The sequence below is a fragment of the Undibacterium cyanobacteriorum genome (assembly GCF_031326225.1).
GTDB classification, from domain to species: Bacteria; Pseudomonadota; Gammaproteobacteria; order Burkholderiales; family Burkholderiaceae_D; genus Undibacterium; species Undibacterium cyanobacteriorum.
The window spans coordinates 4,428,274-4,444,653 of the sequence record NZ_CP133720.1; the positions used below are offsets into that span (position 1 = coordinate 4,428,274).

Genomic DNA, 16,380 nt, shown 5'->3' on the forward strand with positions numbered 1-16,380 from the left:
AATTCATATCCACACCATCACGCAAAACGCGAACTTAGAAAACTACTTCGGCGCTTGGTCTTTGCTCTCGCTTTTCGCGGCATCCATCGAGGCCAAAGATGTCCATACCATCCATCCCAAAACACCGACCGCCGCCAACATCAAGAGCCACAACCACCAATTCTTAAAGCTCTGTGCTGCGACGGATGACGCTGACGTCGATGCAGCTACGCTTGCTATCGTGCTTGAAGCAGCAGTTGAGGCAGAAGTAGAAGCGGTAGCAGAAAATACCAAACGAGCACCTTGGCTGATTTGCGCTGCCTGACTGATCGACACTGCGTTGGTAGGCGGCATCAAGGCTGCGAGCGCCATCGCGGCGCCACGTTTCTCATCCCCACCCCATTCGATACGAAAGGGTTCAGCACCACGCGCTAAGAAAACCAATTGCCTTTCGATACTTCCGACTTCAAGCTGCGGAGGCGCTGTTCCCAAACTAGCCATATCAGCGGCGCCATTTCCAGCCACACGTAGACGTATTTTTTTGTAGGAAGCGCCGTTGCTCGAAATCGCATCGCTTTCGATCGTCTCGCCCTTGATTTGCAGGCGAAATAACTTCGCTTCATTCAGGAAATCTTCTTGTTCATAACTGCTGGCTGGGCTACGCTTTTGATGCCGCAAAACATAGAGAGGATTGAGGCTGTGCCGTAAATGATGACGCTCTGGCATATGCTGTTCGTAGACACCAAATAAGCTAACCTGTGCGATCACATTATTCGATTGAGGCCGTACGCGCACGCTATCGATGGGCAGGTTGGGCGGCAAGTCATATTCACACATCTTTGCCTCACAGCGGCTGGCACTGATAGGTGCAGTCCACAGTAATTTCCCTAAACTCCATTCTTGATATTGCGCATCGATTTTGGCATTCAGTAACTGCGGTACATTCTTTGCTTGATCCCAGCTCAAGCGCAAATACGGCTCACGCAGGCCTGGCAAAGCAAACTCCGTTTGTTCGAGGCGATCGTTCTGATGCTGTAACTGCACCAACTGGGCGTGAATTCCCCATGGACGCCAATGCTGCAAGTCGTCACTAGCCTCCACCGTAAAACCGGCAACACCAGAGTAAACCGGATCGACCTGTAAGCGCAATTGTACCAACTGCGCTTGTTGTCCTTGCGCTTTGGCGGCCCGTATCAATGCACTCGCATCGATAATCCATTTGTTCGAGTTATTGGAGGTCTTGGCATCCAAGGTGTTGGCTTGGGTGCTCCAACGTAAGCTACCGTCACTCGCTGCTTCTAAGGCAAATTGCCCCGTATTTTTTGCCTCAGACTCTGCCGTCCCTCGCGCCACTGGAAAAATCGGCACCGATTGGCTGAGTAGTTTCAAAGGCTGTTCCAACTGATGACTCTTGCCCAACCACGCATAACTCAAATATTCGCCTGCGGCATTGCGGACACGCACATCGCTCAGATGACTATCTTTCGCTGTCGCGTAGATCTCTAACGGCAAGGCCACGCTGTGGTAACTCGATTGAGCCTGTGCTGGTGCTGACTGAGGCAATTGAATCTGCGCTTGTCGAACTGGCGTGGAAGTCGCAGCGAAAGTCGTCGAACTCAATAGAAGACTAAGTCCAAGGCTCACTTGTAAGACTGGACTTGGTCCAGCATGGTGAAGGCTAGGCATCATATTCCCTCCTCACGTGCGGAAGCATTCGTTTCCTTTGCCTCCGCAGATTCTGTACTGTCTTCCCGCTTCACCGGTACCGGGGCGAAATAACCGACCACCAAGAAAGCGATGCCCACACCGATAAAGGAAATGATGCGATACAAGCCACCACGATCTGCCAATTCGATCAAGAATAACTTCGCCACCACGATCGCCAGCAAACTGACGCCCGCGATCCAAATCACACGTTGGGCCCGACGATTTCCTAGGATCATGAGGCTGACACCGGTAATCGCCCAAGTAATCGACACCGCCGCTTGCGCCAAACGTGAATCAAACATGGCTTGCGCATTCCATGCGATATCGGCGTAATGATGTACAGCGCGCAGGACACCGCAACTCAAGATCACGAAAGCGGTCGCTGCTAAAATAGACCAAACGACTCGCGATGGCAAAGCAATACTCGCATCCGATGGCAGCGCACGTCGCCACAAAAATAGCGCGAACGTACCCAATACGAGAGCCAGCTCCAATGGGTTCAATAAAGGGATGTAAGGCAAGGGACTCGCACTACCTGCAGATTCAAAGTTCATACCCCACATCAACCACAGCATCAAGCCCGCTACCGGTACCGCCGCATATTGTTGATAAAAATTCAGATGTGCCTTGACTGGCCAAGTCTTCCAAGTCGCGGCGCGGCTCATCGCGAACAAAGCCAGTGCAGGAATCAGAACTGTTACCAACAAGGCCCAAGCTTCCCCTAAATTCGGTATGCTCAAAATACGACCTCGCAGCTCCGTGGTGAGCAATAACAAAACTAACCAAGCGCCGATGACATGCTGCACACTGAGCAATTTATGCGGCAACTCATAGTAATTTTCTTGCTTGCGTAGACTGAAATAGAAAGCAGGTAAAGCCATGCTCCATGCCCACCAGCCGCCATTTTGTAGCGGCATAAACGGCGCCACTGAATAGAATGCGGCGGCAGCACTGCCCAACCACAGGAGAGGCAATTGCACCGCAGTGATCTTCGCTGCCTGCGGCCAGACACGCCAACGCGCGAGGACGATCAACATGCACATGCTCATGGCGACTAGCGCGATATCGGCGGCTGGCACAAGGGCTGCCAAAGCCTGACGTTTCAAGCTCAAATTCAATTCGAAGCTCCATGCCAATAACCACCACAGCAAACCCCAGGCGAGTGGAATCCATTGCATCAAAGTATGCTCACACCAAGGATTCAACCACGCCTGCCGACGTTCCGCGCGTCCTTCGGGCCTCGACAAAGCTTGAATCGCTAAGCGCATGCGCTGCGCTTCATGGCGCATACGATCGGCGCTCGCCAAAGCTGCAAGAGCGAGGCTGAGTTGCGTCGCAAAATTCCAATTCCAGAAAAGTTGGCTCGCTTCGCCTTGATGGCTTTGTAAGTAAATGACGGCTGACAGTCCCTGCAATGACAAAGCAAATACTGCCAATGGTGTTTGCGCCATATACAAAGCGCCGCACAATACAAGGAAGGCTGTCAGCGGCCACACCGCGGCGGCTTGATGTAAGTCCAACACAAATAGCATCGCCAAATGCAGCAAGGCGAAACCGCTGATCGAGGCGAGCGCATCGAAGCCGGTCCATGCGGGTGCACGTCCTTCCTGTTCGGCGGCACGTTTCACCAACATCATGCGGCGCCCTGCATTCCACAAAATACTCAGCGCAATGATCACGCCTGGTACGAGGCCACGCCAACCATCTTCCAGGAAGCCCTGTGCAGCGGGACTCGTATCGATATGGAAACCCAGTAAATAACTGATCACGGCGCCAACTTGAATGCTAGCGGCAATCGCGCGCCATTCTGGAATGTGGCGGCGCCGTCCGACTTCGCCGATCAAGACTGCAAACACCGCACTAGCGGCAGCAGCGAAGGCGGGAATCAGGAGCATCCATGGTAATAGTGTGTAGGCGAACAAACCCAACCACGGCAACACAGGCGCTATGTTCGCTTCCCACGTCGCCATCGAACTTGCCTCGCGACGACGGTGCAGGAACCACATGATCATGGCACTGCTACCAAGTAGGACGGGGCCTAATAGCGAACCGTGCAACAAGGGTGTCTGTGGTGTCGTGTCAAGCACCATCGCATTCAGTAATTTGTAGCTAGCCCCCACCATCACGAGATAAGCGAAAGCACGTGCGTAGGGACGATTCTGACGGCATCCTAACCAGAACATGCCCGCACCTTCAACAGCCCAGGCGGCGCTGGTCCAAGTGCCCTCTAAGCCCAAAGGTATCGCAAGAGTCGCAAAAATCGCCGCAACGATGACATAGGCTTCTGCCAGCAAAGCCATGCCCTGCTTTTGTTTCGAGAAAATCACGCGCCCCAACAGGAGGTAAAAAGCAGCAATCGCCAAAGCGGAGAAAGCTGCACCATATTCGGTATGTTTCACCAACAAATACTGCAAACCAAATGCCGTCAATGGATTGCCAAAGACCAAGGCACTGTCAACGCGTCCCACCAGTTGTAATCCGGTCAGAGGGGTGGCGGTACCGGCACTGTTTGCCGCTTGCAGGGCCGCGTCATGTTTGGCTTCGAGCAAAGTTCGGCGCGCGAACAAGACACCAATCACCGCGAACAAGACAAAGAAGAAGATCAAGAACGGTTGCACTAAGCCGTAATCGGCCGGGGTGTAGAATTTATTGGCCCACCCCACTGCCAAACTAAACGTGCCGACAAAGGCGATCAAATTCAGAATACGCCAAGCGTTGAACCACGCCACCAAGAAAATGCCAATATCTAGAACGGCTAAATACGTCATCAAGCCCATCGGACGATTAGCCCCGGTTGATGTCAGTACGGGCGACACAAATCCTTCCAGAGCTGCCACAATCGCTAACACTGGTGCTTTCTGTAGAACGGCGAGCGCTGCACTTAAAATCGAAATCACTAACAAAAAACTCAGGCCCACTTCGGGCGTAATCAAATGATGTACTTTGAGGGCCGACAGACCGGCTAAGTAAAAGACACCGATCGCCATCCCTTGCAGACTCAACCCATAATCGCGCCGCGACTCACGTAAGCGCCAGCCCAGAGCTAACAGGCCGACACCACTCAACAGCACACCCGCATAACGCGACTCGATCGGTACAGTCACGCGTTCCGCGGCATAACGGAGCAAGAAGGCAAAACCCAAGAACAAAATCAAAATACCGACTTTAACGAGCACGTTACCGCCATAGATGAAATCGGCGACTGGCTCCGGTAGGCGTTCACGCCAAGTTTTTTGCACTGGCGTCGGTGTCGGCGCCGGTAACTTACGTGGATGCACTGGTGCTGGAATGCTGGGGTCCGCTTCAGGAACGATAGTCTTCAATTCGGGCTCACTGCTGACAGCGACCGTTGCCAGTGCTTGATCTGAAGGAATACTGAGCGCGGCGCTTTTCTCATTCTCCAACTGGGGCACTTCCAACAACATCAAAGGTTCAGTCAGTGCTCGGCTGTCTGTTTCCGATGCGGTTTCCGATGCGTCTGAGGCGAGATCGATCTGCGTGCTCGCATTGGATTCTGCTGCGAGATCCAAAGGCATCAATGGATCTTGTGGAGCAAGCGGAGCGACTGGAGTAGCGGCAAAATTGACCTCACTTGGCTGCTGCGCCGCTGTCGTATCTTCAGCGGACTTCTGCGCAAGCTCGGTCTTAGAGCTACTTATAGCCGTCGTCACTGTTGGCTTGGCTTCGGCAGGCTGAGTACGCAACTTGCGCAGCTCTGCCTCTAGCCGCGCCAACTTGCCTTCCAGTCGCGCAACGTTCTCACGCAGCTCTCGCATGGCCGCTGCAGCCTGCTCATGCAAAAGCATATTCGCATCTTTGAGCTTACCGAGCTGACCGTCGAGGTGCACTTTCGCAAGCGCACCAAACACCAATCCAAAGAAAGCGTAGGCTAACGCTGAACCATTACTCGCAAGACCCAACGCAAGGCCAATTAAGGCTCCTATCCACCACATAGTATTCCCCGTGTTTCTGTTGACGACGTGAATTTGACCTGCACCAGCATCACATCATTGTTTGAACTCCGCCACCGCCATACTCAACGCTGGTATGGAGAACGTTTGTGCGGAGTAGGCGCACAGCCCATCCGCCAAAATCGACCGATGAACTGTAAGGAGATCAAGAAGAATTGACAAGAAAAAACCGACGAGTAGCGATTTTTGTAGCAAATTAGTAGAAGCCTATGCGACCTTATTTTCTATACGAGTGTAGTTCGGTTAGACTCTTGCCATAGCTTGGCACCGCCTCGGGCGACCATTCTGCCTCTCAAATTCGGTTCGTCCCACCCACTATCTCAAAGCCAGCATGCCATGAACGCCATCCTGCCGTTTCCCGAGTTACGCAGCGCACGCTTTGTTTTGCGGCAGATCTTACAGAGTGATTTGAACGCACTGTACGTTGGTTTATCAGATCCGCGCGTCAATCTTTATTATGGCATCGCCTATCACAGTGAAGCCGCCACGCAAGAACAACTGGATTGGTATCGCAGCTTAGAAAATGATGGTAACGGCGTCTGGTGGGCCATCTGCGCGGCACAGCGCCCGCAACAATTGATTGGTGCCTGCGGTATCTACGAGATCGACCATTACAACCGCAATGCCGATATCGGTTATTGGTTGAGTCCGCAGGTGTGGGGTCAAGGGGTCATGCAAGAATGTCTGAAGCTCATTTTTGAATATGCGTTTCGGCAACTGCAACTGCATAGGCTGGAAGCCGAAGTTGAAATCGATAATATCGCGAGTCGCAAGTTGCTCGAGAAACTCGGCTTTATGCATGAAGGCCGACGCCGTCAGGTCTCCTGGCGCGGTGAAAAATTTGTCGATCTCGACTACTTCGGTTTATTGCGGTCTACACCTTAGTGCGATTTCAATCCAGCGCTGCACGCACTTGAAATACATTGCCTTCTGGGTCTAGTACATCACAATAGCGGTAGGTCTTCGCTTGATGAATCGGGCTCCATATAACGCCGCCCAAGCCCTCCACCATATCACGCGTTTTCACCAGATCATGTACTCGGCAATAGAACTTAATCGCGGTCTCCTCGCGTGCCTGGGGCGGGATACTAATTTCGATCTCTTGCGCGTAGTTGCTTGGAATGTGATGTAGGGTCAATTCCATGTCAGAACTCTGCAAGACCATCAAGCCATGCTCCAAATCGGATTGTTCAGCATCGCGTTCTAAGTGCAAAACTTGTTGGTAAAAGTCTGCCAGAGTGGCGAGTTCTTTTGCATACAGTAGCACCCCCAGTGTGGGTGAAGCTGAAGTACTGACGGCACTTGCGGTGTTCGTTGGCCCTGAATACTCTTCACTTTCCGAAAGTCTTCCCACCCTTACAAAACAGGCGTAAGCGGCACTTGCCGCAAAGCGTAATTCCTCCCACACGGGATTTTTCTGGATCTCACTCAAGGGTGGCATAGTCTCTGGCAAGCACTTGCGCAAGGCATCCCACCGCAGCTGGTATTGTGCAATCGCTTGTCGCTCGGCCTCACTAAAGACTGGCGCAGTAAATTGCTGCTCCCAATCGGGTCCCACCCAATCGGCCCACTGTTCAACAATTTCAAGACTCACTTGGACTTGTGGTGCTTGTTCCTGATATTCGCGTTGTGCACGAAAAGACGAAGCTACTTCGAGATAATCAATGAGCTGATTACGGACTCGCTGCAAGAGAATCCGCTCACTCGGACGTGGCATGGAAGATGTCATAGGCTATCAGGAAATATGATGCTGCTAGATACTAGCTACTAGATTCTAACTACTAGCCACGAGCGCTCATTTGCCACCAGCAGCCCAGCTATTCACCAAATCTGCATGTTGCGGCGGCACATCGGAGATTTTCATACCTACACGGTATTCGACTCCGCTCAAAATACAATATAAAGCGGTCCCTTTGCAAACGACTTGGGTGCGTCGGGAGGCATCACGCCGATCGGGAATTTCGATCATCATTTGAAAGCTCACACGCTCTGGCACTATTTGTGGGCACAGAAACTGCACACCATTGGCAGAAAAATTCACAACTTTGATCGCGATAATCTTCCCGGGTGCGATTTGAATCGCACCCCGCCAAGTTACATTGATTCGCGGAGCAGATCGAGCGTCATTCATAATTTTTTTTATTCAAAAATGGATACAAGCCATCGCTTTGCACTCACATTCTCTATTTATTGCATTATGCCAAAAAAAAGGACTTCTTGTGTCCATGCCATCTCAAAATTCGAAGGCTTTGACAATCTTCTACACTTCCGGCCATCAACAGTAAAGATGCCATTCGATGATAATATCTTAAGCTACGGTGCTTTTATCTCTCCATCGCCTTACCAATCTACAGCCTCAAGATCATGTCCGATACAGAATATCTCAATCACATCGAAATCCGCGTACTTGGCTCACTTGCTGAAAAAGAAGCAACCACACCAGATAACTACCCGCTCTCTTTGAATAGTCTGGTCAGCGCTTGCAACCAATTGACCAGTCGCGAACCGGTATTAAGTCTCAGTGAGGGTGAGATCACCGAGGCGATCGACAGCTTAGTCCAGAAAAAACTCGTCGGCGTGATTCATCAAGCCGGTGCGCGTGTGGCCAAATACGAACATCGTATGCGGGTCAAATGGATGCTGGAACAGAATCGCCTCGCGGTGTTGACGATTTTGATGCTACGCGGTTGGCAAACAGCAGGAGAAATTCGTAGTCGCGTTGGTCGCCTACATGAATTCGCCTCGGTGACCGAAGTCGAAAACTGCCTCGACTATCTGATTGATAAATATCCGCCGATGGTGGCGCGTTTACCAATTGCGCCTGGCACCAAGGAGCCACGCTACGCACATCTACTCGCAGGAGACGAGGACAGTTTAGACCTCGGCGCCCTCGCCAGTAGCAGCAGCGGCGCTGCCGGCAAAGAACGCGGCAACGAACGTCTTAGTCAACTGGAACAAGAGGTGCAAGAACTGCGTCAACAAGTGCAAGAATTGAGTGCCCAACTTGCAGAATTTCGGAAACAGTTTGAGTGATGAGTAGATGATGGATGGTGGGTGAATGAAAGACCTCTCTTTCACGCGAGGTCCTCAAACAATACACGCTATCGTTTCGGGCGGCTCTTGAGATACTTAGACATCAAGGCCTCATAGAATGCATTACCACCCTGCGCGTAGCCTTCCTCGGTGAAATGCACATAATCAGGTCGGCCCAAGGGCGGATTGGATGCGACAAAACGCTGCATAGCGCAACGTCCACCCATCGCGGCTTCCCAATTCCAATACAAAGTATGTTCGCTGATGGCGATATCTTGTTGAATGTTTTGGACCGTACGCAAACCCGCTGGCAATCGATAACGACATCCGACATTCTCACCGGGCCCAGTCTTCTTGGCTGAATTTGGAGCGCCGATTATCAAGATAGCGGCTTCAGGAGCTGCAGCGCGTAACTGGCGTATGGTGTGCTGCAACTCTTGCTTGTACAAATCAAAATCAGGATTCGGGTCAAACGCTTCATTTGTTCCGTAAGCTAAGACGATCAAGCTTGGTCGACGCCATTGCAATTGTTCACGCACCGCCTCCGTCTGCCACCGCGCGATCACTCTTTGCGTCGCACCGACGATGCCGAGTGAATCGACTGTGACACCGGGCGTTAAAGTGTCGATGATGATGGCGCCTAATTCAGGCGGATTACTTTCAGCACGCAGCGTAAAACTATTCAAATCGAGTGCACTGCCCATGACGTAAGTCGCTTGCCATTGATTGGTCAGTGGCGCACTCAATTCGCGCACTTCGCCATCCGGAAAACTCAGTTTCCAACCTGCCGAACTTTCATCATTAAGGCGTCGCGTCCAAATCGTCACGCGCTGCAATCCAAACAAGGCTTGCTTGGGCACGATTTCAATCGACGATCCCGGCTCTGCTTGATTAGCGAATCCACCAAGCGGGAAATTTTCAGGATTCGTACGACTGATGCGCGTTTTCCAAGTACCGCTCATGCGCATCAAGACTTGCGCTGAACGTTGATTCTTAATGTAGCCCGGCGATAGCCAACCGATGCCGGCATTGCCAAAGCGTTTCTGCAATTGTTCACGATAAGCCTGGGTAAAATAATCACCACCGGTGTGTGAATCCCCGAGCTGCATGATGTGTACAACTTCGCTGCTTTCTTTACGTTCTAAGGCCGCCAATTGTCGCCATAAGCGCGCTGCATTCGGGTCGCCATAATCATGCAAAGCGGCATTGCCCGCCTGAACATTGCTGATGACGCATGAACTCAAGAGCGCCATCACCATCAGCTTTGCCGCCAAGCAATGAGGTCTACGAGATCCGCTCAACGACGACGTTGAGGATGCTATTACTGTGGTTGGTGTGCGAAGCGGCATTAGGGACTCACTTTATTCACGACAGGAAGTTCAAATTGTTTCAGAACCAAGTCGCGTAAGATGATTTGCCCATCTCTTGTGAAGTGAATTCCGTCTTCGGTGCGCACCACCACACTCTTGCCATTTTCTTTGGTGATCGTCTTGCGATATTCGTTCACATCATCACTCAAAGATTCACGGGTCGAGATAAAGCGCGACTCGCCTTCACCCAAGCCTTTGGCATACAAGCTATTAAGGATCTTCACGCCGCGATTGATCTTCTCACGTCCCATATTCGGCGCGCCCATCCAGATCACACGCACATGTTGTTGATGGGCGATTTGTACAATGCTTTGCACGCGTTCTAGATAATTGCTTTGCCAGCGTTCAGTACCAAAGCTTTCGTATTTGCCGCCCAAGATCATGTCCCAAGTATCGTTCGCGCCGAGGAATACCACCAACACCGAAATACGATCTTTCTCGAGCGATTTCTTAATCACGGCTGGCCAATCGTAATAGCCCGGATACGTTAAGCCCGTACTCTGACGGCTCAAGTCAATCGACTTCACATGCGCATTTTGCAAAGCTCGCACCACATGAGGCGCCACGCCCTGCATCATGGAATCACCAACCAACAGCACTTTATCTTGCTGATTCAAAACCATGCGACCGTCTTCATTCAAAGGAATAAATTGCGTCAATGGTGTTTCACTCGGTCCATCTTCACCCGCAGCGTTCTGCTTTGCTGGCGCCGTCGCGTTGGCTGCAGTTTGAGCACCTATTTGAGCTGACGATGCACTTGCCTCCGACGGCATCATGGTTGGAACTGCGCTTCCTTGATTCTTCTGCGCTAAGCGTGACGTATTACCCTTTTGAGTTGCCTTATCGCGTTGCGATTCGGAGTTTGATGCCTCGGGCAAGCCAAACAGCAAGACGTTAAAACTCTGTACCAAACGCTCTTTTAGCGGTTGCCGTACTTGCAATTGCTCCGTCAAATCACGATCAAGTTGTTTAGTCCATTTGGCGCCGCTCTGCCAGCTTGGATGGTCGACCGCATTCGACAAACCTAATTCTAAGTGACGCGTTTGTTGCCAGTATTGGTCTAAGGCGTCTTGGCGCAACCAAAACAATAGAGCCAGAGTCGCGGCCAGCACGCCCAAGGTTTGCCAATGCACGGAGCTTTGTTCAAGCGCAACTTCGACCACCGGCGGCTTAATCGGCACGACCTTGTTAATGCCCTTTTGATGAAGTTCAGGTTTCAATGCTCGTTCGCCTTGATCTTGATTGGCTGCATTGGGAATCGGGTGCTGCTGATGCGGCATGGCTCCGTTCGAAGTCTTGCGCGCATCTTTGTTGTGATGGCGCTGTTTCTTGGCGTGCTTTTGATTTTCGTATCCGTCTCGCATGTTGAACTCCTAGTACGAGTAGTACAAAAATGAAGGAACGCCCGAAGGTCCCAACAAGTGAATCAGCAGTGCCAAACTACATAAGAGTACGGGCTTGCTTAAGATCGGCAGCCGTTCCATCAAGCATAAACTGCGCGACTTCCAATTTTCGGCTTGGACGGACGCCACAAAAAACAGCAACATCAAGGCAGCCGCACCCAACACATCCATACTCATCGGGGCATCAAGACGGACAAAGCCACAGATAAATTGCAAGGCCTCTTGCCAGCCGTCAGCGCGGAAGAAAATCCATGCAAAGCAAACAAAGTGGAAAGTAATCACGGCGCTCAACCACCCTTTGGTTTGACGCCCCAACAATTTTTCTATGATGTTTTGTGCCACCATCCCCAGTCCATGCAGGGCGCCCCAAATGATGTATTTCAAACTCGCACCATGCCAAATCCCACTGATCACCATGGAACTCACAATAGTCACTTGTGTCATCCACCAGCCATTACGACTACCGCCCATAGGAATGTACACGTAGTCACGAATCCAGCTCGACAAAGATATATGCCAACGACGCCAAAATTCACGCAGATTAGCTGCTAAATAAGGATAGTTGAAATTATCTTTGAGCTGATAACCCAGCAACAGCGACATGGCGATGACTAGGTCAGAATAACCACTGAAATCAAAATAAATTTGGATCGCGAAAGCATAGGCACCCATCAATAATTCGGGCGCTTGATACGCATCGGGATTGGCAAACAGAGGGTTCACCCAAGTCTCAGAAATCCAAGTCGCCAGCCAAACTTTCTTGACCAATGCGGAGAGCAGTAGCCAAAAAATCAAATCCATGTGCAGCAATTTGCGTGGTGCTTTTTCTTCGATTTGCACCAAGAGATCGCTGGCACGGCAAATCGGGCCAGCAAACAGAGTGGGAAAGAAAGCGAGATATAGAGCGCTATCGAGCGCATTGGCAGGCTCACGCTCCCGACGAGCAATCGCGACCAGATAGGCAATCGCTTGGAAGGTGTAGAAAGAAATTCCGACGGGTAAAAGAATTTCGAGTGCGGGAATCGTCCACGCCAACTGGAAGTATTCCGCAGCCGCCAAAAAACCATCGCTGCAAAAGTCGTAATACTTGAAGACCGCTAAATTCAATACGGAGGCAAAGATACCAACACCGCACCACAGACGACGCCGTTCCGCTTGGACTTGCACCAGTTTGAACAGGCCCAGCATACACACCGTGTACACCGCCAAAATGGTACTGAAACGCCAATCTAAAGAAGCATAAATTCCATAGCTAGCGAGAAGGAGACTTATTTTTTGCCATTGGGGCCAAGGCTTCAAGCCCCAATACAGGAACAGAAAGACCAGGAAGGTCAGGGCAAACTCAGGCGACAGATAACTCATGCTCGATTCAACAGGACAAAGTACACACGTTGTACTGCAAGGTCTAGGGTTGCTTGGCTTCGATTTTTTCAGATCAAAGCGGCACCGTGGAGATGAAAAAACGCGCGCGGGTGGCATAGCGTTTTTTCATTTGTACTTTGCTACAAACGAAGAGCTGAACTTTGCAGGATTACCGAGCATTTTGCAAGATCAAAATGCTCGGAATGTCGCATGTTGATGCGCCTTTCGCGTTAGGGATACGATTCGCGCTCGCTTATTGATTGATGAATTGGCAAACGGCTTCTTGTACTTCAGGACGCGCCATCATGCCGGTATGAGGACCGTTCTTAACGACTAAAAGACGTTTATTCGACGCCGGGATCGCCTCGAACACTTTCTTACCCAAATCTGCACCAAACAAATCATCGTTCTCACCAACAATCACCAAGCTCTTATTCTGATAGCTCGAAACTGCCTTTTGGTTATTGATCAGTTGCGTGCTCGGTTCGTATTCAAAACGAACAAATGGGACCGCATACCAAGGCGTCTTGAAGTCGACCACGTCCGAAATAGTGGTTGCGGTAGCCTCGAGGATGACGCCATCGACCTGGCGATTCTGCATAATGTGGCCCGACATAAAGCTACCTAAGGACTGGCCATGCAGATAGAGCTTGCCCTTAGTCGCTTGACGGACCGCATCATAGATACGCAAGGCATCTTGCTGCAAGGTGGCGATACTGGGATCGCCTTGGGTGCGACCATAGCCACGATAATCATAACTGATGATATTCGGTGTACAGGCCGCTGTCTGGCGCGTCAAGTTCTTCAGACTTTCATCGGCATGCGATAAGTTGCCACCGAAATACAGTATGGTCGGACGAGCCTCACTGCCCCCATCGGCGACTAAGCGCAGCCCGTTCAAACTCAGACTTTCATCGACTTTGATACTCTGCTCTTGCACTTGCACACCGGCCTTCATCGTTTGCGCCGCTGCGCTTGTGAAGCTTTCTTTGGCCTTGTAACCAGTGAGACGATCAGGGCGAATAAAGTCTTTCTCTGTCACTTTCACGGTCATGCAGGCACTCAAAGAAGTAGCCAAGCTCAAGATCAAAGTCAAATTCAGTACTTTACGCATTCTGTTCTCCTGTGTTGGATGTTGAGTGATTGCTTACAGATGGTCTATTGCAAACCTCATGCCAGGGGCAAAATGCAGGGGAATCACCCAAAAAAGCGATCAGCGGAGGGGTTTTGGGGAACAAAACAGGTATCCGATTCGGAAATTGTCCGCTACCGAACGGTGGACTGTTCGGTAGCGGACAAACAAGATATTTGAGTAACTGAACTTGAAAATCAGATGCGAGCTTGAACTAGATATCAACCGGATCAATCTCCACGCCCCATTTGACGCGGGTTTTCCAACTACGCAACATCGAGATCCATTCTTTGAGGAAAGCTTGCAAAGCGGGACGTGAGTTCGATTCGATCAGCAATTGGGCTCTATCCATGTTGTGGACACGGGTCATGGTCATGGGGATAGGATCGTTAATCGTAATGCCGGGAAACTCCAAACAGCGGGCCGCTTCCTGCAAGAAGCCGATCGCGGTTTCTAAGTCGCGCGCCTCGGCACGCAATAAGGCTTGATAAATGAAGGGAGGCATCGCCGCTTGTTGGCGTTCTTCTAACAGGTCATCAGCGAAGCGGTGATAGTTATGTGCCATCAAGGCATGATACAAAGGATGATCGGGATAGCGGGTTTGAATCAACACTTCGCTGGCATTACCGCCTTCTTTCTGACCAGCGCGGCCTGCCCTGCCCGCCACCTGCATGAGTTGCGCAAATAAGCGCTCACTTGCACGGAAGTCCTGAGAAAATAATGCGCTGTCGGGGTTCAGTGCAGCGACCAAGGTCAAGTTTTTGAAGTCATGGCCCTTTGCCACCATTTGCGTGCCGATCAAAATATCGACCTCTCCGCGGTGCACGGTATCGAAAGCCGCCTCAGCGCTCCCTTTCAATTTGGTGGAATCAGCGTCGATGCGAAACACCCGCGCTTCCGGAAAAATGCCGTGCAAGGCTTCTTCCAAACGTTGGGTGCCTCGGCCTAGAGCTTGTAAGTCGATGTTGCCACAGGTCGGGCAATGACGTGGTATTCGTGTTTCTAATCCACAATGATGGCAACGGAGGCGCTTGTCAGGTTTGTGCATCACCATATGCGCCGTACAACGGGTGCAGTTGCTAATCCAACCACAAGCATCACAGTGCAGGACGGGCGCATAACCGCGCCGATTGAGGAATAGTAGTGATTGCTCACCCTTCTCTAAACGCAAGCGTACCGCGGAGATCAAACGCTGAGTCAAGCCTTCGGAGGGCTTCTCGCGCTCCGTATTAATGATCTTCACAATCGGTAAAACCGCATCTTTGACGGCACGCTCACGCAGTTCTAATTTGCGATAACGGCCTGCCTTGCTGTGTTGCCAAGTCTCTAAAGAGGGTGTGGCTGAGCCTAACACCACCGGAATGCCAAGCTGATGGGCACGCCATACTGCCAAGTCGCGCGCTGAATAACGCAAGCCTTCTTGCTGTTTGTAGGAAGGATCATGCTCTTCATCGATTACGATCAATTGCAGATGCGGCAAGGACGAAAGGATCGCCAGACGCGTGCCCAAAATAATCCGAGCTGCACCAGTGTGTGCTGCTAACCAATGGAGTAGGCGCTCACCTTCCGCCATCCCACTGTGCAAAGTCGCGATCTGAATTCCGGCAAAACGAGCCCGGAAATGGGCTTCAAGCTGTGGTGTCAGGTTGATCTCAGGCACCAAAATCAAGACCTGCGATTGGGCGTCCCGCTCCAAAATACGCGCCGTGGCTTGCAAATACACCTCGGTTTTCCCGCTGCCGGTGACGCCATGCAGTAAATACGGTGCGAAGCCAGTGGTCGGATTTGCGCCTGCGCCGGTGCCAATTACCTTACTGTTGGCAGCACCATTTCCAGAAATGGCATCGACCGCCGCCTGTTGTTCGCGGTTGAGGTCTTTGGCGCTGGGACTCAATGCACTCGCTTTAGCATCCACCTCAGCGTTGGATTGCAATGGCGCTTTTGCCAATTTCTTTAAATTGCGATCCAAAGATACCGGCTTCAAGGCGCGCAGATTTTTGGGTAGTGCCGGCACCATCACTTCGCCCAAGGGTCTTTGGTAGTAGTCGGCCGCAAAGCCACATAAGTCCATCCATGCTTGACTCAAGGGTGGACATTGATGACGAATCGCCAAGGCATCTTTCAACTTATCTGCAGCCACTTGGGTGGTGTCGGACACCGCGACGATCACACCCGCCAGCTCTTGCCGACCAAAGGGCACGATCGCAATTTGACCTGGAAGCGGACGCACGCCATCGACTTGCCAGCCATAATCAAATAGTCTGTCAAGAGGGGTATCGAGAGCAATAGTGAGGTAAATGCGTTCCACGAACTTAATGTAAGGCTTGAGATATTGCGCTAACTATCGGTTTTCTATGGTCTTTTTTTTCTATCCACAGCTTTTGTGGATAACTTTGTGGAAAAGCCTATCTTGACACTGCCAA

At 51.3% G+C, this 16,380-nt stretch carries 11 protein-coding genes; 2 read left to right on the forward strand and 9 right to left on the reverse strand.

The annotated features are described in order from the left end of the window. Positions 1-42: 42 nt before the first annotated feature. Positions 43-1,668 carry a DUF3999 family protein gene (locus tag RF679_RS18420; protein WP_309482083.1) on the reverse strand — a complete coding sequence of 542 codons (1,626 nt, stop codon included), beginning with the start codon at positions 1,666-1,668 and terminating at the stop codon, positions 43-45. Beyond that, positions 1,665-5,639, reverse strand: a complete 3,975-nt coding sequence (locus RF679_RS18425) for a DUF2339 domain-containing protein (protein ID WP_309482084.1) — start codon at positions 5,637-5,639, stop codon at positions 1,665-1,667. Before RF679_RS18425 ends, RF679_RS18420 begins: the two co-directional genes overlap by 4 nt. Positions 5,640-5,993: 354 nt before the next feature. Here RF679_RS18425 and RF679_RS18430 point away from each other — a divergent pair, with 354 nt between their 5' ends. After that, entirely contained in the window at positions 5,994-6,542 is a 549-nt protein-coding gene (locus RF679_RS18430) for a GNAT family N-acetyltransferase (RefSeq protein ID WP_309482085.1), read from the forward strand. 7 nt (positions 6,543-6,549) lie between these two features. Here RF679_RS18430 and RF679_RS18435 read toward each other — a convergent pair whose 3' ends face one another. Beyond that, the gene (locus tag RF679_RS18435) at positions 6,550-7,386 is read right to left on the reverse strand and encodes a VOC family protein (protein ID WP_309482086.1); all 837 of its coding nucleotides are present in this window, start codon (positions 7,384-7,386) and stop codon (positions 6,550-6,552) included. Positions 7,387-7,452: 66 nt separating this feature from the next. Beyond that, the gene (locus tag RF679_RS18440; RefSeq protein ID WP_309482087.1) at positions 7,453-7,788 is read right to left on the reverse strand and encodes a hypothetical protein; all 336 of its coding nucleotides are present in this window, start codon (positions 7,786-7,788) and stop codon (positions 7,453-7,455) included. Positions 7,789-8,021: 233 nt separating this feature from the next. On the opposite strand from RF679_RS18440, the gene RF679_RS18445 reads away from it, so the two are divergent. Then, positions 8,022-8,690, forward strand: a complete 669-nt coding sequence (locus tag RF679_RS18445) for a YceH family protein (protein ID WP_309482088.1) — start codon at positions 8,022-8,024, stop codon at positions 8,688-8,690. A 68-nt stretch (positions 8,691-8,758) separates the two neighbouring features. Here the strand turns inward: RF679_RS18445 and RF679_RS18450 are convergent, their stop codons facing one another. From RF679_RS18450 to RF679_RS18470, 5 genes are all read right to left on the reverse strand, one after another. Further along, the gene (locus RF679_RS18450) at positions 8,759-9,949 is read right to left on the reverse strand and encodes an SGNH/GDSL hydrolase family protein (RefSeq protein WP_309482089.1); all 1,191 of its coding nucleotides are present in this window, start codon (positions 9,947-9,949) and stop codon (positions 8,759-8,761) included. Positions 9,950-10,038: 89 nt separating this feature from the next. Next, on the reverse strand, positions 10,039-11,424 hold the full coding sequence (locus RF679_RS18455) for an SGNH/GDSL hydrolase family protein (protein ID WP_309482090.1): 1,386 nt from the start codon (positions 11,422-11,424) through the stop codon (positions 10,039-10,041). Between the two features lie 9 nt (positions 11,425-11,433). After that, on the reverse strand, positions 11,434-12,825 hold the full coding sequence (locus RF679_RS18460) for an MBOAT family O-acyltransferase (RefSeq protein ID WP_309482091.1): 1,392 nt from the start codon (positions 12,823-12,825) through the stop codon (positions 11,434-11,436). A gap of 253 nt (positions 12,826-13,078) precedes the next feature. Continuing rightward, positions 13,079-13,939, reverse strand: a complete 861-nt coding sequence (locus RF679_RS18465) for an alpha/beta hydrolase (protein WP_309482092.1) — start codon at positions 13,937-13,939, stop codon at positions 13,079-13,081. Positions 13,940-14,171: 232 nt separating this feature from the next. After that, positions 14,172-16,265 carry a primosomal protein N' gene (locus RF679_RS18470; RefSeq protein WP_309482093.1) on the reverse strand — a complete coding sequence of 698 codons (2,094 nt, stop codon included), beginning with the start codon at positions 16,263-16,265 and terminating at the stop codon, positions 14,172-14,174. Positions 16,266-16,380: the final 115 nt, after the last annotated feature.